This is a genomic window from Ruegeria sp. AM2 (assembly GCF_056540685.1).
In genome coordinates this window covers 150,171-172,314 of the sequence record NZ_JBQFXE010000004.1, presented here as the reverse complement: position 1 = coordinate 172,314, position 22,144 = coordinate 150,171, and the positions used below count along the sequence as shown (strand labels likewise).

25 protein-coding genes are annotated in these 22,144 nt (G+C 60.3%); 9 read left to right on the top strand and 16 right to left on the bottom strand.

Features of this window, described 5'->3' with window-relative positions:
* Positions 1–107 precede the first annotated feature (107 nt).
* Positions 108–2,072, top strand: coding sequence for a lytic transglycosylase domain-containing protein (locus tag ACR0CR_RS11210; RefSeq protein ID WP_480599006.1), 1,965 nt, complete (start codon positions 108–110; stop codon positions 2,070–2,072).
* Here the strand turns inward: ACR0CR_RS11210 and ACR0CR_RS11205 are convergent.
* Together ACR0CR_RS11205 and mnmC2 are read right to left on the bottom strand one after the other, a co-directional pair.
* Complete coding sequence (locus ACR0CR_RS11205) at positions 2,046–2,915, bottom strand: DMT family transporter (protein ID WP_480599004.1); 870 nt, start codon at positions 2,913–2,915, stop codon at positions 2,046–2,048. The genes ACR0CR_RS11210 and ACR0CR_RS11205 overlap by 27 nt on opposite strands.
* Positions 2,912–3,577, bottom strand: a complete 666-nt coding sequence (mnmC2, locus tag ACR0CR_RS11200) for a tRNA (5-methylaminomethyl-2-thiouridine)(34)-methyltransferase MnmC2 (RefSeq protein WP_480599002.1) — start codon at positions 3,575–3,577, stop codon at positions 2,912–2,914. The genes ACR0CR_RS11205 and mnmC2 overlap by 4 nt, the downstream gene beginning before the upstream one ends.
* Before the next feature lie 55 nt (positions 3,578–3,632).
* Between mnmC2 and ACR0CR_RS11195 the strand changes: the two genes are divergently transcribed.
* A complete protein-coding gene (locus ACR0CR_RS11195; RefSeq protein WP_480599000.1) occupies positions 3,633–4,667 on the top strand; it encodes an NAD(P)/FAD-dependent oxidoreductase in 1,035 nt (344 codons plus the stop codon).
* Here ACR0CR_RS11195 and ACR0CR_RS11190 read toward each other — a convergent pair.
* The 4 genes from ACR0CR_RS11190 to ACR0CR_RS11175 all read right to left on the bottom strand — a co-directional run bounded on the left by ACR0CR_RS11190 (position 4,659) and on the right by ACR0CR_RS11175 (position 7,626).
* Positions 4,659–5,456, bottom strand: coding sequence for an HTD2 family dehydratase (locus tag ACR0CR_RS11190; protein ID WP_480598999.1), 798 nt, complete (start codon positions 5,454–5,456; stop codon positions 4,659–4,661). The genes ACR0CR_RS11195 and ACR0CR_RS11190 overlap by 9 nt on opposite strands.
* A gap of 48 nt (positions 5,457–5,504) precedes the next feature.
* Complete coding sequence (locus ACR0CR_RS11185; RefSeq protein ID WP_480598998.1) at positions 5,505–6,047, bottom strand: NADPH-dependent FMN reductase; 543 nt, start codon at positions 6,045–6,047, stop codon at positions 5,505–5,507.
* A gap of 96 nt (positions 6,048–6,143) precedes the next feature.
* Positions 6,144–6,815 (bottom strand): YiaD family glycine zipper/OmpA-like lipoprotein, encoded by a 672-nt coding sequence (locus ACR0CR_RS11180; protein WP_480598997.1) that lies wholly within the window; start codon positions 6,813–6,815, stop codon positions 6,144–6,146.
* Between the two features lie 118 nt (positions 6,816–6,933).
* On the bottom strand, positions 6,934–7,626 hold the full coding sequence (locus ACR0CR_RS11175) for a helix-turn-helix transcriptional regulator (protein WP_480598995.1): 693 nt from the start codon (positions 7,624–7,626) through the stop codon (positions 6,934–6,936).
* A 101-nt stretch (positions 7,627–7,727) separates the two neighbouring features.
* Here ACR0CR_RS11175 and ACR0CR_RS11170 point away from each other — a divergent pair, with 101 nt between their 5' ends.
* Entirely contained in the window at positions 7,728–7,913 is a 186-nt protein-coding gene (locus ACR0CR_RS11170) for a hypothetical protein (protein WP_480598993.1), read from the top strand.
* Here ACR0CR_RS11170 and ACR0CR_RS11165 read toward each other — a convergent pair.
* The gene (locus tag ACR0CR_RS11165) at positions 7,910–8,557 is read right to left on the bottom strand and encodes an RluA family pseudouridine synthase (RefSeq protein WP_480598991.1); all 648 of its coding nucleotides are present in this window, start codon (positions 8,555–8,557) and stop codon (positions 7,910–7,912) included. The genes ACR0CR_RS11170 and ACR0CR_RS11165 overlap by 4 nt on opposite strands.
* Positions 8,558–8,653: 96 nt before the next feature.
* Between ACR0CR_RS11165 and ACR0CR_RS11160 the strand changes: the two genes are divergently transcribed.
* Positions 8,654–9,064, top strand: coding sequence for a nuclear transport factor 2 family protein (locus ACR0CR_RS11160; protein WP_480598989.1), 411 nt, complete (start codon positions 8,654–8,656; stop codon positions 9,062–9,064).
* Positions 9,065–9,066: 2 nt separating this feature from the next.
* Complete coding sequence (locus tag ACR0CR_RS11155) at positions 9,067–9,771, top strand: SGNH/GDSL hydrolase family protein (protein WP_480598987.1); 705 nt, start codon at positions 9,067–9,069, stop codon at positions 9,769–9,771.
* 302 nt (positions 9,772–10,073) lie between these two features.
* Here the strand turns inward: ACR0CR_RS11155 and ACR0CR_RS11150 are convergent, their stop codons facing one another.
* Genes ACR0CR_RS11150 through ACR0CR_RS11120 form a run of 7 tightly spaced genes read right to left on the bottom strand, consistent with a single transcriptional unit; the run spans position 10,074 to position 18,564 of the window.
* Positions 10,074–12,527: a GcvT family protein gene (locus ACR0CR_RS11150; protein ID WP_480598985.1), complete on the bottom strand. Its 2,454-nt coding sequence runs from the start codon at positions 12,525–12,527 to the stop codon at positions 10,074–10,076.
* 34 nt (positions 12,528–12,561) lie between these two features.
* A complete protein-coding gene (locus ACR0CR_RS11145) occupies positions 12,562–13,455 on the bottom strand; it encodes a homocysteine S-methyltransferase family protein (protein ID WP_480598983.1) in 894 nt (297 codons plus the stop codon).
* 12 nt (positions 13,456–13,467) lie between these two features.
* Positions 13,468–14,520, bottom strand: coding sequence for an alcohol dehydrogenase family protein (locus ACR0CR_RS11140; RefSeq protein ID WP_480598982.1), 1,053 nt, complete (start codon positions 14,518–14,520; stop codon positions 13,468–13,470).
* A gap of 3 nt (positions 14,521–14,523) precedes the next feature.
* Positions 14,524–16,971, bottom strand: coding sequence for a GcvT family protein (locus tag ACR0CR_RS11135; protein ID WP_480598980.1), 2,448 nt, complete (start codon positions 16,969–16,971; stop codon positions 14,524–14,526).
* Positions 16,972–16,986: 15 nt separating this feature from the next.
* Positions 16,987–17,367, bottom strand: coding sequence for a GFA family protein (locus ACR0CR_RS11130; RefSeq protein WP_480598979.1), 381 nt, complete (start codon positions 17,365–17,367; stop codon positions 16,987–16,989).
* Between the two features lie 4 nt (positions 17,368–17,371).
* A complete protein-coding gene (locus tag ACR0CR_RS11125; RefSeq protein WP_480598977.1) occupies positions 17,372–17,995 on the bottom strand; it encodes a LysE family translocator in 624 nt (207 codons plus the stop codon).
* Complete coding sequence (locus ACR0CR_RS11120) at positions 17,995–18,564, bottom strand: helix-turn-helix domain-containing protein (RefSeq protein ID WP_480598975.1); 570 nt, start codon at positions 18,562–18,564, stop codon at positions 17,995–17,997. The genes ACR0CR_RS11125 and ACR0CR_RS11120 overlap by 1 nt, the downstream gene beginning before the upstream one ends.
* On the opposite strand from ACR0CR_RS11120, the gene ACR0CR_RS11115 reads away from it, so the two are divergent.
* Entirely contained in the window at positions 18,544–18,954 is a 411-nt protein-coding gene (locus ACR0CR_RS11115; RefSeq protein WP_480598973.1) for a DUF1294 domain-containing protein, read from the top strand. The two genes, ACR0CR_RS11120 and ACR0CR_RS11115, sit on opposite strands and share 21 nt — an antisense overlap.
* 31 nt (positions 18,955–18,985) lie before the next feature.
* Positions 18,986–19,345, top strand: coding sequence for a hypothetical protein (locus tag ACR0CR_RS11110; RefSeq protein ID WP_480598972.1), 360 nt, complete (start codon positions 18,986–18,988; stop codon positions 19,343–19,345).
* Here the strand turns inward: ACR0CR_RS11110 and ACR0CR_RS11105 are convergent.
* Both ACR0CR_RS11105 and ACR0CR_RS11100 read right to left on the bottom strand, forming a co-directional pair.
* On the bottom strand, positions 19,342–19,794 hold the full coding sequence (locus ACR0CR_RS11105) for a GAF domain-containing protein (protein ID WP_480598970.1): 453 nt from the start codon (positions 19,792–19,794) through the stop codon (positions 19,342–19,344). The two genes, ACR0CR_RS11110 and ACR0CR_RS11105, sit on opposite strands and share 4 nt — an antisense overlap.
* A gap of 74 nt (positions 19,795–19,868) precedes the next feature.
* Complete coding sequence (locus tag ACR0CR_RS11100) at positions 19,869–21,041, bottom strand: thiolase family protein (protein WP_480598969.1); 1,173 nt, start codon at positions 21,039–21,041, stop codon at positions 19,869–19,871.
* Between the two features lie 100 nt (positions 21,042–21,141).
* Between ACR0CR_RS11100 and ACR0CR_RS11095 the strand changes: the two genes are divergently transcribed.
* Together ACR0CR_RS11095 and ACR0CR_RS11090 are read left to right on the top strand one after the other, a co-directional pair.
* Positions 21,142–21,480, top strand: a complete 339-nt coding sequence (locus ACR0CR_RS11095) for an STAS domain-containing protein (protein WP_480598967.1) — start codon at positions 21,142–21,144, stop codon at positions 21,478–21,480.
* Positions 21,481–21,502: 22 nt separating this feature from the next.
* On the top strand, positions 21,503–21,952 hold the full coding sequence (locus tag ACR0CR_RS11090; RefSeq protein ID WP_480598966.1) for an ATP-binding protein: 450 nt from the start codon (positions 21,503–21,505) through the stop codon (positions 21,950–21,952).
* Positions 21,953–22,144 lie beyond the last annotated feature (192 nt).

The window sequence follows — 22,144 nt, the reverse complement described above, 5'->3', positions numbered from 1 at the left end:
AGTTTTTGCGTCACGGGCCATCACAATCATGGCGATCCGAGTTGATCCCGGCGGCGCAAGGTTTATCCTGAATGGCTCTATCCTTGGTTGGTTGGGAAATGCAAGGCATGACACGCATTCTGGCGCTTTTGACGGCAGTGATTCTGGGATCGATCGGATCGGCACAGGCCGATGCGGTCGGCGACCTGCGCGCGGGGCTTTATGAGATGCGCAAGGGCGACTGGAACGCGGCGCTGCGGACATCGGGCGCGCGCGGTTCGGTTTCGCGGGACATCATCGTCTGGCACTGGCTGCGCGAAGGGTTCGGCAGCTCTGGCGATGTGCTGGTTTTTCTGGACCGCCGTCCTGACTGGCCCGGACTGGCATGGTTGCGGCGCAAAAGCGAACCCGCCTTCACCGGCACTGATCCCAACCGGGTGGTGAAATTCTATGCGAACGTGCCGCCGCAAACCGCCGAAGGGGCACTCAACTACGCCGTTGCTCTAAAGGCACAGGGGCGTCATGGCGATGCCGAGGCGGATATCGTGACTGCCTGGCGCACGATGCCGATGGGGTCGGGCCTGCAGAAGACCTATTTGGAAAACTTCGGCAAGGTCCTGAAACCTCACCACACAGCGCGGCTGGATCGAATGCTGTGGGATCGGCATCTGGTCAGCGCGGGGCAGATGTTGCCGCTGGTTAGCACGGATCAACGTAAACTGGCCGAGGCACGCATAGCGCTGCAAAAACGCCAACCCGGTGTAGATGGCAAAGTCGCGGCGGTGCCAAAATCGCTGGCGAATTCGCCGGGATTGGCCTTTGACAGGTTTGTCTGGCGCGACAAGAAGGAACTGGACGACAGCGCGATTGACCTGATGCTGGCGCGCTCGACCGGGCCGGACGCTTTGGGAGAGCCGGACAAATGGGCCGAGGGTCGGCGTCGGCTAGCTCGGCTTGAGATGCGCAATGGCAGCGCCTCAAAGGCTTACAGAATCGCCGCAAACCATCATATGACGCCCGAGATGGGCTATGGTTATGCCGATCTGGAGTGGCTGGCCGGGTTTCTGGCACTGCGAAAGATGAACGATCCGGCGACAGCAGTGCGGCATTTTCAGAATTTCTCGGACGCGGTGCAATCGCCCATCTCGAAAGGACGCGGTGGATATTGGCTGGGTCGGGCCTATGCCGCGAAAGGGGATGCGGACAAAGCATACGAGGCATATTCCGCCGGGGCCGACTATCAGACCTCTTTCTATGGGCTTTTGGCTGCCGAACGGATCGGGCGGCCCTTCGACAGCGAACTGGCAAATCCCCGGCGCGCGCCGCATTGGAAACAAGCCCGATTTGCGGACTCGAGCGTGCTTGAGGCCGGGCTGTTGCTGCTGCGGGCGGGCGAAGACAATCTGTCCGAACGCTTTCTGACTCATCTGGTCGAGGGCATGGACGAAACCCAAGCCAATCAGCTGGGCGATCTGGTCATCGAATTGAAAGAGCCGCATCTGGCCGTCATGATTGCCAAACGGGCGGCAAAGACCGGCGTTGTCCTTCCCGCGGCCTATTACCCGGTGCATCCGGTGGCCGACCTGGGCCTGCCAATGGCGCAAGAGATGACATTGGCCATCGCCCGTCGTGAAAGTGAGTTTGACCCTGTTGTGGTCAGCGGGGCCGGTGCCCGTGGCCTGATGCAGGTGATGCCCGCGACGGCCAAGCTGGTGGCCAGGAACATGGGCATCCTCGGCGGCCACAAGACGGGCAAGCTGACATCGGACTGGCAGTATAACGCCAAGCTGGGTGCAAACTACCTGTCCAGCCTCGCGGCAGATTTCAACGGCAACGTGGTCATGATGTCCGCAGGCTACAACGCCGGACCGCGCAGGCCGATCTCGTGGATGGACCGCTATGGCGATCCGCGCCGGGGTGAGATCGACATGGTCGACTGGATCGAAACCATTCCGTTCAGCGAGACCCGCAATTATGTGATGCGCGTGACCGAAAGCCTGCCCGTTTATCGCGCCCGTCTGGGTAAACCCGCCTTGCCGGTGCCCTTCTCGCAAGAGCTGACGGGCTCAACCCTGGCGGCGTTCGCGCCATAGGGTGAACAAGCCTGCAGCGATGACCAATGCGGCCCCGATCACCACTGCGGGCCGCAGCGTTTCGCCAAAGACCGAGATCCCCAGGATCGCGCTCCACATCAAGTGGAAATAGGCGAAGGGTTGCACGGCGCTCGCCTCGGCCATCTCATAGCATTTGATCAGCAGCCAATGCCCCAGAACACCGCTGAGGCACAGCAGGCCCATCCACAGCCAATCGCCGCCCACCATCGGCTCCCAGAACCACACGCCAACAACGGTCATGGCGGCGGCCCCGGCGATGCCAGTCCAGAAAAAGCTGGTCGCCGTGCTGTCGCGGTGGGCGGCATAGCGGGTCAACAGGGCGTAAACGGCGAACATCAGGGCCGAAATCAAGGGGATCACGGCCAAAGGGTTGAACACGCCCATGCCCGGCTGAAGGATGATCAGAACCCCGACGCAGCCCACTCCGATTGCCATCCACCGCCGCCAACCGACCTGCTCGCCCAGAACCGGACCGCTGAGCGCGGCGACCAATAGAGGGTAACAGATAAATACGGCTTGGCTTTCGATCAGACCGAGGATGGTAAAGGCGTAAACGGCGACGCAGACCTCTCCGGCCAGCAGCACGCCGCGTAGGATTTGCAAGCCAAGCTGGCTGGTACTGGCCGTCGCCGCAATGCCTCCGGGCGCGCGTAGGGCTAGCGCAATCACAAATGCCGCAAAAAACCAGTAGCGGACCATCACCACCATGTAAGTGTTGTAGGTTCCGGCAAGATGACGCGAGATGCCGTCTTGCATTGCGAACACCACCGTGGCCGCGATCATCAGCGCAATCCCGGCGCGGCTGTTGTTTTGCTGGCTCATAGTTTGACAGCCCGGGTCATATGGCGCTTGCGGCCATAACCCGGTGCGCGGGTGACCGAGAAACCGGCGTCTTCCAGCCCACGGCGCACAAACCCGGCGGCCGTATAGGTGGCCGCTGTTCCGCCCGGTGCGGTGTGATCAGCCACATGCTGCATCAGGTCCGCGCCCCACAGCTCGGGGTTTTTGGCGGGCGAGAACCCGTCCAGAAACCAGGCATCTGCTTGGCCCCACCAGGCAGGCAGCGTGTGCCGGGCATCGCCTTCGATCACTTCCAGCCGCAGCGTTCCCAGATCGCAGGCACCACCCTGCCATTCGGCCAGAAATCGTTCCGTCCAAGGCATCAGTTCCGGAAATGCCGCCAAAGCGCGAGACATATCCTCGCGCGCCATCGGAAAGGCTTCGAAACTGGTGAAGGTCAGTGGTTCAGTCAGCCCTGCCTTTTCCCATTCGGACCAGACGGTCAGCATATTCAGGCCGGTTCCGAACCCCAGCTCGGCAATGCGAAACCCCGGCTCGAACCGTGCGGGCAGGTCGTTACCCGCAAGAAACACATGCCGCGTCTCCTCCAGCCCGTTCTGGAGCGAGAAATAGGGGTCGTCAAAGCGATCCGAGACGGGGATCTGACCCTCTCTCCAGGTCAGTTCGGCATGCTGGTCTGCCATCGGGAAATCCTGTAGCTAAGCGGCGCGACACTGAACAAGGAAAAGGGGTTTGGCAATGGTCGATGTGACGGTGCGCGGCGCGGGCATCTTTGGCCTGTCCATCGCCTGGACCTGCGCGCGACGCGGGGCAAAGGTGCAGGTGGTCGATCCCTTCGGCCCCGGTTCCGGGTCCAGCGGAGGCCTGGTCGGCGCGCTCGCCCCGCATGTGCCCGAGAACTGGAACGCCAAGAAAGCCTTTCAATTCGACAGTCTGATCATGGCACAACCGTTCTGGACCCAGGTCGAGGCGACCGGAGGCGTCTCACCGGGCTATGCCCGTTTGGGTCGCCTGCAGCCCATTGCAGACGACCGCACGCTGGACCTGGCCCATGCCCGCGCGACCACGGCTGCAGAGCTTTGGCAAGGTCGAGCCGATTGGCGTGTGGTTAAAACTTCGGACCTCGGCGCATGGTCCCCGCCCAGCCCGACTGGATTCGTGATCCACGACACGCTGAGCGCCCGGATGCACCCCCGCCGCGCCTGCGCCGCATTGGTGTCTGCGCTGGCCGTGATGGGCGTCGAGGTAGTGACCGACGCACCAGACAGAGGGCAGGTCATCCATGCGACCGGATTGGCCGGGCTACAAGAACTCAGCGCCGCGTTCGGCAAGACGGTTGGCAACGGTGTCAAAGGTCAGGCTGCCTTGCTGCGTTTTGATGCCGGAGAGGTTCCGCAACTGTTCGCGGACGCGATCCATTTTGTGCCGCACGCAGACGGCACGCTGGCCATCGGCTCGACCTCGGAACGCGACTATGACGACCCAACCAGCACCGACACCGCGCTGGACGACCTTCTGGACCGCGCCATGCAGGCGGTGCCAGTGCTGCACGGAGCCGAAGTCATCGAGCGTTGGGCCGGGGTGCGCCCGCGCAGCAAGAGCCGCGCGCCGATGCTGGGCGCTCACCCCCTTCACACGGGTCAGTTCATCGCGAACGGAGGGTTCAAGATCGGCTTTGGAATGGCCCCCAAAGTGGCCGAGGTCATGGCTGATCTGGTGCTGGACGACCGCGACACGATCCCTGAGGATTTCCGACCCGAGGCCTCACTTTGAACGGGGCAGCGCGTCGGCGCTCATGCATTGGCGACCATCCGGGCCGCGCACCCACAGGGATGTCCCGTTCCGGCACAGTGTCGCCGCTTCAAAGTGCATTAGGGGCGATGATGCCCGAAACGCAAATTGCTCCAGCGGACCTAGCAAGTCTTGCGCAAAGAGCATCAGCAGTTGCGCCAGCAAAGGGCCGTGCACGACCAGCCCGCCATATCCTTCTACCTCGCGCGCATAGTCCAGATCGTAGTGGATTCGGTGCCCGTTGAAGGTGAGCGCGGAGTAGCGGAACAGCAATGTGGAATCGAAGGGCACGTCTTTTGCATCGGTTTCATCTGTCCGCGCTGTCGGAGGCGTGGGCTTAACCTCGGACGGAGACGGGTCTGAACGATAAACCAAATCCTGCCATTCGGTCAGACACAGCGCGTCGCCCTGCCAGATTTCGTGCCGCAGGGTGACAAAGCCAAGCGGCCCGCTGCGCCCGGTTTTCATCGCTGAGCTTTCGCAGCTCGAACGGCGTTCAGCCTGTGTGCCAGCGATCAGCGGCGCGTGAAAAGTCAACCGCCCTCCGGCCCACATCCGACGGGGCAGGCCCAGATCGGGGATCAGACCCCCAACTTTTGGATGTCCGTCGCGGCCCAGACGCGCGGGTGGCTGCGGCGACCAGAAATAGAGTTGATGAAAGAACGGCGGCAAAGGTGACCCGGCCGCGATCGATGCTTCTTGACCCAACGCCACCTGCAAGGCACAGGCCCGCGCCGGATCAAGAACATCGGTCTGATTGTCTTCTGCCATAGGGTCAGACTAGGTAAGACATCCGCTGCGAACAAGCCGTGTGCAGGGTCAGAACCCCGCCTCGGCCCGCAGTTTTTGCATCAGGGTCTGCAAGGTGCTTTCATAGCGATCGCTCACCAGCCTGCCTTGTTCATCGAACTCGTTGGAACTGCTGGCCAGATGCACTTCGGGACCTTGCAGAATGCGTGGTTGGAATGGGACCATATAGCTGCGCAACACCATCTGCGCCCGCTCTCCCCCGGCGCGACCCGCTGCGGCGGACATTACGGCCACCGGTTTGTCAGCCCAAGGCCTACCGCTGGTGCGGCTAACCCAGTCCAGCGCGTTCTTCAGCACTCCGGACGGGCCCTTGTTGTACTCCGGGGTCGAGATGATTACCGCGTGGGCCTGCGCAATCTGGTCGGACAAAAGCTGCACTGCTTCGGGTATGCCCTCGCCCTCTTCCAGATCGCCATCATACAAGGGCAGGTTCAGTTCCGCCTCGATATGTGTGCCGGGATCGAACAACCGCGCCGCTTCGCGCAGCAATTTGCGGTTGGTGGCACTTTGGCGCAATGAGCCGGACAGGCTGAGCAGGATCGGTTCGGACATGAAGAAACTCCGTTGGGGTGTTTCCTCATAGTTAGCCCGAGAATGCTGCGCGCCAAAGCCCGGTTGACGCGCAGTCAGTGTGCAGGACCGTTAGGATCAAGCGCGGCCGTTGGGGATGATCTCGATATCGACCCGGCGGTTGCGCGCCTTGCCCTCGGGCGTCAAGTTCGAGGCAGCAGGACGGCTTTCGCCCAGACCAATCGTCGAGATACGGCCGCTGTTCACGCCATTGGCCAGCAAAATATCAGCGACCGATTGCGCGCGGCGTTCCGAGAGGCCCTGATTGTAGGATGCCTCACCATCGCTGTCGGTATGCCCGATGACCTGCACACTGGAATTGGGATACCGGGTCAGGTTCTGCCCCACGCGCACAAGGTCGGCGCGCAAGGCCGGATTGACCGTCGAACTGTCAGTGGCAAATGTAATGTCATTGGGTACGGTCACGATCAGCCGGTCACCGGCATTGGTGATGGTGATCCCGTCATTGGCCAGTTGCTGCCGCAGTTCAGCCGCCTGCCGGTCCAGCTGGTTGCCGATCACTCCGCCACCTGCGGCCCCGATGGCCCCACCGGCCAATGCGCCCAACAGCGGATCGGAATCGTTGGCAATCGCGCCAACACCCGCCCCGACAAGGCCACCCAAAAGCGCGCCTTGCTTTGCGTTCTGGTTGGGATCGGAGGGCAGGTTCAGCGTACCAGGGTCCGTACAAGCGCCCAGCACCAGGACGGAGCTTAGCCCAACCGCAACACAAAACTTGGAAATCGTCATGAAATCACCTTCTGCTCTGAGACCCGTTCATCGGGTCAGCGTTGTTTGGGCAAGTTTATCGCGCTGCCGGGCCCGCGCCACAAGCAACAATGCGGTGAACTCGGCAATTAAACGCCGTTCACTGGGCTTTCGCCGCTTCGTTCCATTGGTTTTGTTCCTGCCAGAGCGCACGCAATGGCTCACCTTGCCCACAAAAGTGATCTTCAATCAGGTCACAAGCCCATATGCGGTCAGTGCGGAAGTGCCGGAACCCGTTTCGCAATTCGCACCATGCCGCAAGCATAGTGCATTCGATGTGATAGATCAGCGCCACGGGCCGGACGATACGCTCGGTGCGCGCACCCTCGGAATTGACATAGGTGATGCGAATCTTGCGCTCGGCGCGGATCGCCTCGCGATAGTTTACGACCGGAACGCACCCTTTCGCAGGATCATCCGCAGGCGCCCCCCACGGCGCGACCTGCAACCAATCGGCGGGCGCGCGCAAGGCTTCGATCTTGCGGCAAACGCGGTCGGCAGACTGTTGCAGAGTGCTGTCCCCGGTCCGCGCCAACATCGACAGGCCGACCCACAACGCCTCGACCTCTTCGGCGTCGAAATTCAGCGGCGGCAGGTCATATCCGCGCCGCATCAGATAACCAACCCCGGCCTCGCCCTCGATCGGGGTCCGCTGCGCCTGAAGGGCGGCTATGTCGCGATAGACAGTCCGCACTGACACTTCCAGCTTCTCCGCCAGAGCGTCGGCCGTAACCGGGGCCTGCGCGGCGCGTAAAATCTGAATGATTTCAAACAGGCGGGTGGAACGGCGCATCTCGGTCTCCGGGTTTTCTGCTGACACTCTAGCACAGCCCCCTGACAGGGTGGTGTCAGGAGTAATCGGCCAGTGTGGGCACAAAGGAAAGGAGAATCCCCATGCCAAGCCGAGACCATCACGTTCTGATGACCCTGAAACTGGACCGCTGGGCGCAAGATCACCATCTGCGCGGGTTCGAGATCGAACGAGAGATCATGGCCGCCCGCCAGCCCTGCGCCCCGTCGCGACGCACGCGCCGATTTTCCTTGGGCAATCTCAAGGTATTCTGGACGCGAACCGCCTAGAAATCCGGTTTGGCGCGAAACTTCATCGCGACACCGCCTTCGGGGTTTTTCAAGCGCAGCTCTTCCGAATGCAGCATCAGGCGCGGGAAATCCCGCGCCGCGCCTTCTGCGTAAAACGGGTCACCCAGAATCGGGTGACCCAGCGCCTTCATGTGCACCCTTAACTGATGCGAGCGCCCGGTCTTGGGAAACAACCGCACCCGCGTTGCTTGGCCTTCATGTTTCACCACCCGCCAGTCGGTGATGGCGGGCTTGCCCGTGTCATGACACACCATCTGCAGGGGTCGGTTCGGCCAATCCACGATCAGTGGTAAATCCACCGTTCCCGCCTTGCCCGCCAAATGCCCCCAGACGCGTGCGACATAGGACTTGCGGGTCTGGCGGTTTTCGAATTGCAACCCCAGATGCCGCTGCGCGTGCGGTGTCTGGGCAAAGACCATTACGCCCGAAGTATCCCGATCCAGCCGATGCACCAACAGAGCCTGCGGAAACGCCTCCTGCACCCGGCGCAACAGGCAATCGGCCAGATGCGCGCCGCGCCCCGGTACGGACAGCAGCCCCGAGGGTTTGTTCACCACGATCAGTTGCGCATCCTCGTGCAGCACATCCAGCGGCGTCATGGGGGGGTCATAGGTCTCGCTCATGCGGGCCTGCCTATCGCAGCGCACAACTTCCCGCAACGTCGGCCTTGTTTGAACGGATCCGTTCAGTAACTTGTCACACAAGTCGGAGGAACCCATATGCACCCAACAATCGAACGCATGCAGGATGTTGTCGCAAAGGGCGATGAAAGCCTGATCCATGAATTGCTGGCCGAGGATGCTCGGTTCTTGCCCCCTACCTACTTCAGCACCTGGACTGGCCGCGCTCCGGTGGCGGCTGTTCTGGGCCATGTCGCCCAGGTCTTTTCCGATTTTCGTTATCGCCGGATCATGGGGGACGGCAATGACTGGGCGCTGGAGTTTCAATGCAAGGTCGGCGACCTTGATGCGGTCGGCGTCGATCTGATCACGCTGAATGACGACGGGCTGATTCAGGAATTCGAGGTCGTTATGCGCCCTTACAAGACCATCGGAGCGCTACGCGAAGCGATCATGGCCCGCGTCAAGACTGACGCCCGGTTTCTGGAATTCAAAAACGCATTGAGCTGACCATGCCGTTCGCAGTGGACCAAGTGCTGCGCGTGCCTCTGCTGCCAGTTCTCGCCGTGCAGGGGTTTTCCATCCGGCGCAAGGCGCAGCTGCTGCCCGAACCCTCTGGTCCCCGCGAAGGGCGCGCGGGACGCGGCCCTCGGCTGCGCTTGCTGATCGCCGGTGACAGCTCAGCCGCCGGTGTCGGTGCAGGCACACAGACGCAAGCTCTGTCCGGATGTCTGGTGCGGGAACTATCACCGCACTACACGGTCGAGTGGCGGCTGGAGGCGACAACGGGGCACACCACTCAGGACACAATCGATCGACTGAGCGTCCTGCCCGGGCAATTTGACATGGCGGTCACGGCGTTGGGGGTCAACGATGTGACGCGGGGCGTGACGCGCAAGCGGTTCGTCGAACGGCAAAACCGCCTTTTAGATCTGATCACTGGCCAACTGGGCGTGAAACGTATCGTTGTCACTGGGGTCCCGCAAATGCACCGGTTTCCGGCTCTGCCCCAACCTCTGGCTTGGGTCTTGGGGCGGCAGGCATCACGGTTGAACGAAGGCTTGCAAGAGGTCACTTCGCGTTTTTCCCAAGCCCGCCACCTGGCGCTTGATCTGCCCGAGGACCCAGCGCTGGCGGCTCCAGACGGGTATCACCCCAGCCCCAAAGCTTATGCCATCTGGGCGGCTCAAACCGCTGGTCTGCTGCGTGCGAAATGAAGCCGCATCTGGCGAACGTTCCATCCCACCAAATCCGTAGGGATCGGTAGAAACAAAACCACGCCTCCAAATTGATCGAAAAACCGAACGCAGCCGGTGCCAAAGTAAAAGCGCAAAAAAACGATCACCTTTCGGCAAAATTACAAGGCTGGTCGCAAGCCACACCATTGATATGCGAGGCTCTGCCTCGCGCTCCGGGATATTTCTGGCCAGATGAAGATCGGATCCCCTGCTTCATCTGGCTCCAAATATCCCGGGGGAGTCGCGGCTTGCCGCGGCGGGGGCAGAGCCCCCTACCCGCTTCAAACTTTCACGCGCTCGGATTTTGGGTCATACATCGGCTTCAGCGAAGCCTCGGCCCGAACCTTTACGCCGCAGACGTCGATCTCGTAGGTCGAAGCCAATACGTCCGCTGCCTTTTCCTCCTCGCACGGTACGTAGCCCAGACCAACAGCACCGCCCAGCGTGTGCCCATAGTTGCCCGAGCTCAGATAGCCCACGTATTCGCCATCCCGAACGATGGGTTCGTTGTGGAACAACAATGGTTCCGGATCGGTCAGCCGGAATTGCACGAGCCGGTTCTTTGGCCCGCTCTCTTTGCGTGCAATCACGGCCTCACGCCCGATGAAATCACACCCTTTGTCCACCTTGACAGCAAAGCCAAGCCCAGCATCAACCACATGGTCCTCGCAAGTGATGTCATGCCCGAAATGGCGGAAGCCCTTTTCGATCCGGCAGCTGTCCATCATATGCATGCCGCAAAGCTTCAACCCCATATCCTCTCCTGCTGCGTGCAATGTTTCGAATACGTGGCCTGCCATGTCGGAAGAGACGTACACCTCCCATCCCAATTCGCCCACATATGTTACGCGATGCACGCGGGCCAGTCCCATACCGATCTCAATGTCCTGCGCGGTACCAAACGGGTTCGTCGCGTTCGAGAAGTCGGCGGGTGAGACTTTTTCGAGCAAGGCACGCGCGTTTGGTCCCATCACAGCTAGAACGCCTTCGCCCGCTGTGACATCAGTGATAACCACGTTGTAGTTGCCTGCATGGCGTTGCATCCAGGTCTGATCAGCCAGACGGGTGGCCGCAGGGGTGACGACCAGATAGGCGGCCTCGGTCAGGCGGGTTACGGTGACGTCAGCCTCGATCCCGCCTGCGCGGTTCAGGAACTGCGTATAGACGATCTTGCCATTGGGAACCGAGTAGTCGCCGCCGCCGATATAGTTCATGAACCTCTCGGCATCGGGGCCTTCGACGCGGATTTTGCCGAAGGAGGACATGTCATACATTCCGACATTCTCGCGCACAGCCTTGTGCTCGGCAGCCGAGTTCTCGAACCAGTTCTGACGTTTCCAACTGTATTGGTATTCGCGTTCCTGACCCGGATTGGCAAACCAGTTGGCGCGCTCCCATCCGGCCAGTTCACCCATAACCGCGCCGTTGTCCAACAGATGATGATGGAACGGAGTGCGCCTTACCCCACGCGCGGTGGCCTTTTGACGATAGGGATAGTGGTCGGCATAGAGCAGGCCCAGCGTCTCTTTCGAGCGCTCGAAGAGGTACTGTTTGTTGCCCTGAAAAGGCTGCATGCGGCTGATGTCCACGTCGCCCAGATCAAAGGGTTTCTCACCTGAATCCATCCACTCGGCCAACGCCATGCCTGCGCCTCCAGCGGATTGAATACCGATCGAGTTGAACCCGGCCGCGACCCAATAGTTATCCATCTCGGGCGCGAGGCCAAGGTGATAGGCATCGTCGGGCGTAAAGGATTCCGGTCCGTTGAAGAACGTATGTATCCCTGCCTCGGCAAGCATGGGCATCCTGTTCACTGCCGCCTCAAGGATAGGTTCGAAATGGTCGAAATCCTCGGGCAGTTGGTCGAATTCGAAACTCTCGGGGATGCCATTCATCGCCCAAGGCTTGGCGTTTGGCTCAAATGCTCCCAGCAGGATTTTGCCTGCATCTTCCTTGTAATAGGCGCATTCATCCGGCACGCGCAGCACCGGCAACTGGGTCAGTCCGTCGATGCCTTCGGTGACGATATAGAAATGCTCGCATGCGTGCAGAGGGACATTGACGCCCGCCATCCGGCCAACTTCATGACCCCACATGCCAGCGCAATTCACCACCATGTCGCATTCGATGTGACCGGACGCGCTGCCGTCATCCGTGACCCAGTCCACGCCCGTAACCGAACGGCCCTGCTTGACGATATCAGTAACCTTCACCCGCTCTTTAACGATGCCGCCGCGTTGCCGCGCGCCTTTGGCCAGCGCCAGCGCGATGTTTGCCGGATCACCCTGCCCGTCCAGCGGCAGATAGACGGCACCTTTGACATCCTCGATGTTCAGATGCGGGTACATCTCCTTGACGCGTTCATTCGAGATTTCCTCGACCTCGACCCCAAAAGCCCGCGCCATGGCGGCTTGACGATAGATCTCTTCCTTGCGCTCATCAGTCAGGGCAACAGTGATCGAGCCGCAGCGTTTGAACCCGGTGGCAACGCCGGTCTCTTCTTCCAGCGCGCCGTAAAGCTCTTGGCTATACTTCGCCAGTTTGGTCATGTTCGCCGTTGCCCGCAGCTGTGCGATCAGACCCGCCGCGTGCCATGTTGTGCCGCTGGTCAGCTGCTTGCGCTCCAGCAAGACAACGTCTGACCAGCCTTTCTTGGTCAGGTGATACGCGACCGAGCATCCAATGACGCCGCCGCCGATGATGACCACACGGGCCTTGCTGGGAAGATCAACCATCTGGGTGCCTTTTCCTGTCTTTCAGAGTTGTGTATCAGACGATCCGGTGACCGGCGTCGCGAAGCTGGTGCGCAAGAGCGGCGATATGGTCGGGGCCGACCTCGCAGCAACCGCCTACAATCGTGGCTCCCTGATCGACCCAACCCATTGCGTGCTTGGCGTAAGCCGCGGGTCCAAGATCGGTGCGTTGTTGCAGTGCATCGACGGTTGGGGCGTCTTCCAGGAAGCCATCCGTGATCCCAGTGAACCCGTTGGCATAGGCCCCAAACGGCAGTCCCATCGGGGCCAATATGTCCAACGCCGCCGGAATCGCTTCAGGGCGGGAACAGTTGATCAGCAGCGCAGCGGGATGAAATTTCGACATGAGTGGCTGGATATCGGAGAGCGGTTCGCCGGACCGCAATCGGGTTCCATCGTCGTCCTTGACCGAAAAGCCGATCCAGACCGGTTTCCCGCATCCTTCAACACCACTTAGGGCGCCTTCCGCTTCCTGAATCGAGGACACCGTCTCGATCAAAAACAGATCGACACGATCTGCCATCATCTCAGCCAGTTCGCCGAACTTCTCAGCCGCGTCGTCTGTGTCCGGGTTCAAATCAGGGCGGTAGGTGGCCAGAAGCGGGCCTAGCGCGCCTGCGATGCGCCCACCGTTTTTAACTCGCGCCTTTTCGGCTGCAGACAAAGCGGCATCGATCAGGGCTGGCAATTGATCCTCGATCCCCTCGCGCACAAGGCGCGAACGGTGAATGGCATAGGTGTTAGTGGTAGCGACCGTCGCTCCGGTCCGGAAATAGGCATCGTGCACCTCGGCCAAAATCTCGGGCCTGTCGATCATCACCCGCGTCGACCAGAGCGGCGTAGGTTTGTCGCCGCTGCGCTTGATCAATTCCTGCCCGATTGAGCCATCAAGAAGGGTGATATCAGCCATGTTCCGTCGTCCTCATGGAATAAGCACCAGTTTGCCCGGCAGCGTTTTTGATTGAAAATCCTCTTGCGCGCGGGCAATGTCTTTTAGCGGGTATGTCTTTGAGATCAGCGGCTTAAGCCGACCTGTATTCATCAGATCAACCAGACGCCCGAAGACCTCAAATGCCTGATGTGTGCAACCGTGGATCGTAATGTCGCGCAGGTAGATGTCGCGCAGATCAGCCTGGACCATCGGTCCAGCGATAGCCCCGGAAACGGCATAGTGACCGCCGGGCTTGAGCGCTAAGATCAAGCCGGACCATGATGGACCGCCAACGACGTCAATCACCACGTCGAATTTATCCTTGGGCAAGGGCGCGTTCCGATCGAACGTATCCACGGCCCCTTGTGCCTTGACCACATCCGCTTTGGCGGGGCTGGTCGCGCCATAAACGCGCGCGCCTCTGATCGTCGCCAGTTGCACTGCGGCGAGCCCAACGCCGCCCGAGGCTCCGGTGACTAGAACCTTGTGACCTGCCGTGACGCCAGCGCGGGTCAGCAGGTTTTCAGCTGTACCAAAGGCGCAAGGGATGGCGGCAATTTCAGCATCGGATAGAGACGAGGCAGATACGTCGTACAAATCCGACGCGTCCACCACGCAATATTGCGCGAATGCGCCGTCAATCTCGGACCCAAGCGCGATAAACCCGGTCGGATTGCCGGGGCTCGGGCGCGGTAGGTTGATCGGACAGGTCACGCGTTGACCCTGTTGAAACCCGGTTTCGGGACCAGCGATTTCCACGATGCCGCACAAGTCACCGCCCTGAATCCTAGGGAACCGCAGCGCGCCGCCCCAGCCCCCGGCCTCGACCTCCTGATCGACGGCATCGGTCGCTCCGGTCACGTCCGACGAATACCATCCGACCCTTGTATTGATGTCGGTGTTGTTCACCCCGGCCGCCGCGACCCGGACCAGTACTTGATCAGGCCCGGGTTGCGGCACGGGGATATCCTCACGCCATTCCAGCGCCTCTGGCCCGCCGTGGCAGGTCAGGTAGACGCCTTGCATGACGCTTGGAACCGCCATGGATCAGGCCCGCAGCCGCTCGTTGGCAGGATCCCAAAGGGGCTGATCCTCTTGCACCACGGCAGGGTATTTCTGACCGAAGATTTCGACCTCCAGCGCGGTGCCCGGATTTGCCAGTTCCGACTTGACCATACCCAGCGCGATGGACTTGCCTACGCGGTAGCCCCATGCGCCCGATGTGGTTTCACCTACAATCTGATCGCCTTGCCAGATGCAGGACATATAGGGCGCGTCGCACTCACCGGCCTCGACCGTCAGGGTGACAAAAGACTTCTTCACCCCCTGCTGCTTTTCGTTCAGGATCGCGGCCTTGCCCGGGAAGTCCTGCGGCTTGTCCAGCTTGACGAACCGCCCCAGCCCGCCTTCAAGCAGCGAGTAATCGGTCGACAGATCGCCCTTCCATGCACGGTAACCTTTTTCAATGCGCAGCGAGTTCAGCGCATACATGCCAAAGGGCTTGGCCCCTGCGGACAGGACTGCGTCATAGATCGCAGGCATGTCGTCGTTAAGGGCGTGGACTTCCCACCCCAACTCGCCTGCAAACGACACGCGGATCAGATGGGCAGGTTTCCCGGCGACGGTGGCCGCCTGATGGGTCAGCCAGCCCAGCGACAGGTCGGCATCGGTCAGCCCTGACAGGATGTCCCGCGATTTTGGGCCGGTCACGATCAGCGTGTCGCGGGTCGTAGTGATATCCTCGACAGAGACATTTGCCGGCATCACTGATTTCAGAATGTCGCGGTCGTGCCATTGCGCAGTAGCCGCGGTGATCATGACGAACTCATCTTCGCCCAAGCGCAAGCAGGACATCTCGGTCAGAATACGACCCCGGTCGTCGGCGATATAGACCAGGTTGATCCGGCCCACCTTGGGCAGACCACCCGCGACCAGCCCGCGCAGCGCCTCGGCAGCGCCTTCGCCGTTCACCATGAACCGCGAGAAACCCGGCAGGTCCAGCACGCCGCAATGGTCGCGCACCGCCTCGCATTCTTCTTTGACCCGCTGCTCCCACGGACCAGACCGACCCCATGTATGCGTCGCATCCAGCGAGGTATCGTCGCCCGGCTTGGCGAACCAGTTGGCACGCTCCCAGCCGTTATAGGCGCCCATGACGCCGCCCAGTTCCTTGATCTTGTCATGAACCGGAGACAGCTTCTTGTCCCGCGCCGCGGGCCATTCGTGATGCGGGAAGTGCATGGCGTATTCGTTGCCGTAAACCTCCATGCCCTTTTGGTTGCAGTAGTCCTGATCGGTGTAGTCGGTGTAGCGGCGCGGATCGACGGCCCACATGTCCCATTCGGTCGCGCCATCGACGATCCATTCGGCCAGCACTTTGCCAGCGCCACCGCCCTGCGCGATGCCGAAGGTGAAGGTGTGCGCCTCGAACGCGTTCTGCACACCGGGCATTGGCCCGATCAGGGGCAGCCCGTCTGGCGCATATGGGATCGGCCCGTTGATCACCCGACCCACGCCAGAGGTTGCCATCAGCGGCACCCGCTCCATCGCGTCGGTGACGATATCCTCGATCCGGTCCAGATCGTCGTTCCACAGCTGGAAGCTGAAATCCTCGGGCATCGGATCGTCTTCGGTCATCCAGTGGCCCTTGCAGTTGGGCTCATAGGGACCAAGATTGAAGCCGTTCTTCTCCTGCCGCAGATAGTACGAGATGTCGACGTCACGCAGCAGCGGCAGCTTGCCACCATGTTCTTTCGACCACGCCTCGACCTCTGGCACTTCGTCGGTCAGCAGGTACTGGTGGCTCATGACCATCGCCGGAACGGTGCGCCCACCAAACGGTTTGAACCATTCGCCCACACGCTGTGCGTAGTATCCGGCAGCGTTGACTACATAGTCACAGGCGATATCGCCCTTTTCGGTGTGAACGGTCCAAGTTCCGTCATCGTGCTGTGTCACACCTGTCGCTGGGCAAAAGCGGATGATCTTTTGCCCCATGTCCCGCGCGCCCTTGGCCAATGCTTGCGTCAGCTGCGCCGGGTCGATGTCGCCGTCGGTCGGGTCGTACAGAACGCCCTCAAGGTCGTGGGTTTCAAGGAACGGATAGCGTTCCTTGGCCTCTTCCGGAGTCCACATCTCCATCGGAATGCCTTGATACCGGCCCATGGACATCGCGTGTTCAAACTCCTGCATCCGTTCCTTGCTATGCGCCAGACGGATCGAACCCGAGACGTGGTAGTTCATCGGATAATCGACCTCTTCGGCCAGTCGCGAATACAGCTCGGTCGAATAGCGCTGCATATTCATGATCGCCCAGGAGTTCGAAAACGTCGGCACGTTACCAGCCGCGTGCCACGTGGAGCCTGCCGTCAGTTCGTTCTTTTCCAACAGAACGCAGTCGGTCCAGCCCTTCTTGGCCAGATGGTAAAGGGATGAACAGCCGACGACGCCGCCACCGATGATGACCACGCGGGCCTTTGTTGGAAAATCACTCATGTGTTTGGTTCCCTATTAGTGTGCCCGCTGGGGCAGATCGTCCTGGATGTCGTAGTAGTCGCCCTTGTCGGCGACAAAGATGTGCTGGGCCAGTTTCAGCCCGGTGGGTTCATCCAATGAGCCCACAGAAATTGCGATCGTGTCCTCGTCATTGTGTTGCCAGAAGAGGAACGAACCACAGGCGCTGCAAAAGCCCCGCTTTGCGATGTCCGAGGCCCGAAACCACCCCAACGTGTCGCTGGAGGTAAAGCTGAGATTGCCCTGATGCGTGACAGTCGAGGCCCAAAGATGCCCCGACTGCCTACGGCACTGACCGCAGTGACACGCGTTGGGCGGGGTGAGGTCTCCGTCAATGGTGAACGCAACCTTGCCACAGAGGCAGGAACCAGTGTGCATATCGTTACCCCTTTGCTGCAGGCGTCGAGCTGGTGCCCAGCAACACGCCGTAGATGATGAAACAGGTCGCCATGACCCGGCGAACCCAGATGTTGAACACGGCACCCAAAGCCGCCTTGCCCATCAGCGCACCCAACAGGGTGAACCCGGTATAACTGAGCGTCGTGATGACCAGCGCCGTCGGCATGATAATTGTCATTTGCTGCCAGATCGGCACTTCGGGCTGCACGAACTGCGAAAAGGCGGCGAGATATCCGGCCACGCTTTTGGGATTAATCGTGGCGACGGCCAGAGCGTGCAGATAGACATGCCGCGCAGGGCGTTCAGAGGCGGGCGCAGGTTTGCTGGCGTTGATCCAGCCTCGCACACCCATCCAGATCAGGAACCCGGCACCGATCAGCTTGGCAACAAAGAACCCGGTGGGCGAAGCCGCGATCAGCGCGGTGACGCCCAACGCCGACAGGATCAGAAACGCGCTAGCCTGGGTCAAGATCGCCAGCACGCCCAGCATCGCCTTCGAGAACCGCAAGCTCATCCCGTTCGAAATGCAATTGACGGCATTTGGTCCCGGAGTGGTCACAAAGACCACCCAGAACAGCGCGAATATGGTCCAGGCCTCGAAACTCATCAGTACACCGGCGGGGCGATGACCCAGACGGCGACAGCGGGCTCATCGTAAGGGTTGGACCATTGAAAGGGTTCGTGGCGGATGCGGAAACTGTCGCCCTGACCGACCGTAAATGTGCGGCCTCCGATGGTTAGATCCAGCCGACCGGACACGATATATCCGACCTCTTGCGTGGGCCGGTGCGCGGGCGTCTGCATGCTGGACTTGGGCTCGAACGTGGAATGCACCATCTCGAAATCGTCGGTCAGATCGGGCGAGAGAAGCTCTTCGATCAGCCCTTCTTCACCAGAGCCCATCGGACGACGCGACCCCGCGCGAACAACATACCCTTGCTCTTCGACCGGAGCAGCAGACTGACCAAACAGCATGGACATTGGAACACCCAAGCAATCTGCCAATTGCCGCAGGTCCGAAATCGTGGGTTCGGACATGTCGCGTTCGACCTGGCTGAGCCAACCCACCGATCGATCCAGTCGCGTTGCAGTTTCGGTCAATGTCAAACCCCGAGCCTTGCGCAGCGCACGAATGTCCGCTCCGAGCGAGGCGCTATGAGGGGCTTGGCTGTTCATCGGCCACTCCGAGGTATCGTGAAATTTTCTCCCTGTTTTTCACGGTGCCTTGATTCGATGAAAATTCCAAGTGTTTTTTCACTTGGGTGCCGGTCTCTGTTTCGCTATCCACGCCCCATGTGGATTGCGGTGCTTTACCTGTGGGCTATCAATGGCCTGACACTTGTGGCTTTTGGCTGGGATAAGCTGGGCGCCCGCCGTAGAAAACGGCGTGTGCCTGAGCGCCGACTGCTTTGGCTGTCCATAGCTGGGGGTAGCCCGGGTGCCTTGTTAGGGCGTTGGATTTTCAGTCACAAGTCGCGCAAACGCGGGTTCACGGTTCGGCTGGTACTGATATTTACCGTACAATGTGCGGCCTTTGTTCTACTTTCACGCGACGCCACTCTCTAATGGCACCGGCCTAGTTTGTCAGGAGATATCAATGGAACTCACCTTGCGCGCCATCCGCTACATGATCTGGCTGAATGTCCTGATGGTTGCGTTCGCTCTTGGAATTGCAGTTGGGTTTAACGAACAAAGTGGTATCAACGTTGCCCTTCTGATGGCCTTAGGCATTCCAATTCTGATGGCGTTTCGCGCTGGATTGGTACGTGAAAAAGTCTGGGTTGCGGTTCTGTTCGTGCTCTATTGTCTGTTCGACCTACTGAGTGCCCTCGGCGATGGGTTGTCACTTAGCAACGCGCTGATTCTGGTTGATGCGATTCTGTCTTTCGTCGCCATTTGTGGCATCGTCATTTGGTCGCGCGAACGCAGCATAGCCAAGGCGCAACACGGAACTTAGCGCCTGAAGACCGCATCCAAAATCCGACCCAGATTTTTAGCGTCGACGTCTGTAAACGCATCAGGTTGATCACTGTCGATATCAAACACACCGATAATCTCGCCAGTCGCGTCGTGCACCGGCAAAACAAGTTCGGATCGGGTGGATGTGGCGCAGGCGATATGCCCCGGAAACGCATCAACATCGGGAACCAGCTGAACCTCGCCCGTGCGGGCTGCTGCACCGCAAACGCCGCGCTCGAAGGGAATGACAAGACACCCGTGACCACCCTGATACGGGCCGATCTTCAGCAGGCCGGGCTCGGTAACGCGATAGAACCCGGTCCAGTCGAAACGGTCATCGGCATGGTGCACCTCACACGCAATCGTCGCCATGAGGGCGACCTGATCCGTTTCTCCCTCGGTCAGTGAGGAAATGGTCTTGGCGAGCGTGTCGTAGTCGAGGGCCATGATTTCAGCTTACGGTAAGGTGGGCGGGGGCGCTGCCCCCGAGACCCCCGAAGTATTTCGAAATAGCCGAAGCGTCAAACCCGTTCGATCGCGATTGCCGTGCCTTCGCCGCCGCCAATGCAGATGGCCGCGACGCCTTTCTTTAGGCCACGCTTTTCCAGCGCATTCAGCAAAGTCACCATAATACGCGCCCCGGACGCGCCGATGGGGTGGCCAAGCGCGCAGGCTCCGCCATTGACGTTCACTTTGTCGCGCGGCAGGCCCATCTCGTGCATGAAGGCCATGGGGACCACGGCGAAAGCCTCGTTCACTTCCCACAGGTCCACATCTTCCTTGTCCCATCCTATGCGCGCCAAGAGTTTTTGCGCTGCCGGGACTGGCGCTGTCGTGAACAGCCCCGGCGCCTGCGCGTGGCTGGCATGGCCAAGAACACGCGCGCGGACCGTCAGACCTTTTGCGTCGGCTGCGTTCGCAGACGCAAGAACCAGCGCAGCGGCCCCATCCGAGATCGACGACGAATTTGCAGCCGTCACTGTCCCATCTTTGCGAAAGGCAGGCTTAAGGGTCGGGATCTTGTCCGGGCGCGCCGATTGTGGTTGTTCATCCGCAGCTAAGACCATGGTGCCTTTCCGGGTCTGAACGGTCACTTCGGTGATTTCGCCGTCGAATGCGCCGTTTTCTTGCGCAGCAAGCGCATTGGACAAGGACCTCAGAGCGTATTCATCCTGGGCCTCGCGGGTGAACTGGTAGGCTTCGGCGCAATCTTCGGCGAAGGTGCCCATCAAGCGCCCTTTGTCATAGGCGTCTTCCAACCCGTCCAGAAACATGTGATCGACAACCTGTCCGTGCCCGATGCGTGCCCCACTGCGCATCTTTGGCAACAGGTAAGGGGCGTTGGTCATACTCTCCATGCCGCCAGCGATCATCGTGCCTGTATGGCCCAGGGCGATCTGGTCAAATGCGATCATTGCCGCCTTCATGCCCGAGCCACACATCTTGTTCAACGTCGTGGCCGGAACCTCTTCGCCCAGACCAGCCGCAAACCCAGCCTGCCGGGCCGGAGCCTGCCCTTGACCCGCAGGAAGAACGCACCCCATCAGCACCTCATCCACGGTGTCCGTGCCAGCCCCTTGCAAAGCCGCACGGATCGCAGCGCCACCCAGTTCTGCAGCAGTTACGCCGTCGAACATGCCCTGAAACCCACCCATCGGCGTGCGTGCCGCCCCCGCAATAACCACTTCGTTCATTTGACGCCTCCCTTGGAATTCCATTGTCTGGATACCGAATGGTAAGAATTGCCGTCTAGCGTATTTCTACGAGATATTTTGAATCGGAGGGCGATGGCCCATGGCGCTAAGCAGCAGCACAACCGACGGAACACAGGTCATAACAGTCCACTGCAATCGCATTGATGCGGCGATGGCCATTCAGTTCAAGGACGACATGCGCTCGGAAACGGAGGATAGCGCGCGCAGGGTCGTGTTGGACCTGACGAATGTTGAATTTATCGACTCAAGCGGCCTTGGGGCCATCGTGGCATCGATGAAGCAACTGGGGAATGACCGAAAACTTGATCTGGCGGGGCTTCACCCGGTCGTGGAAAAGGTGTTTCGCCTGACCCGGATGGACACTGTTTTTCGACTATTCACATCCCTTGACGACGCAATAGCGGCCGACGTCGCCTGACAACCTGCGGGAGTGAAACTGCGTGCCCCCCAATTGTGAAAACGACTGCCTGGAGCTGAGCTTTCCGGCGACCGAGGCTCAGGCCAGTCTGGGTATTGCAGCGCTCAGCGATGGGCTAAGCGCACGAGGGCTGCCGGAGAACCGGCGGGATGATGTTAGAATCGCACTGGCGGAGGCAATCAACAACGTGGTCGAACACGCCTATGCCGGCATCGCTGCTGCCGACATTCAGGTCGCGTGCCATCTGTGTAAGGATGTGTTGGAAATCCTGATTTCGGACACGGGCAATCCGTTGCCAGACCTGCGCGTCCCCGACGGCAATCCGCCAGCCGTCGATACTGCGCGTTCGGACTTGCCGGAAGGGGGTTTTGGGTGGTTTTTGATCCGGCAACTGGTGAGCGAAATTCGATACAATCGCGCCGAAGGCCGCAACTATTTGTGTTTGCGGTTCAACTTTGACGACGCCTCCTGATCTGAAAATTGCCACAATAAGGCCCTGATCGCTCCATTGTGGTGCCTCAAACGACGGTCAAAAACAGGGTGTAGCTCAGATAGCTTCCCTCGGCGTCGAACGTCACAGCCCCCACCCAGTGAACGGCGCCGAGGACCTCCCTCACCCTGATATTATTGGACAAATCGCGACGGCGTCTTACTGTCTCAGCAT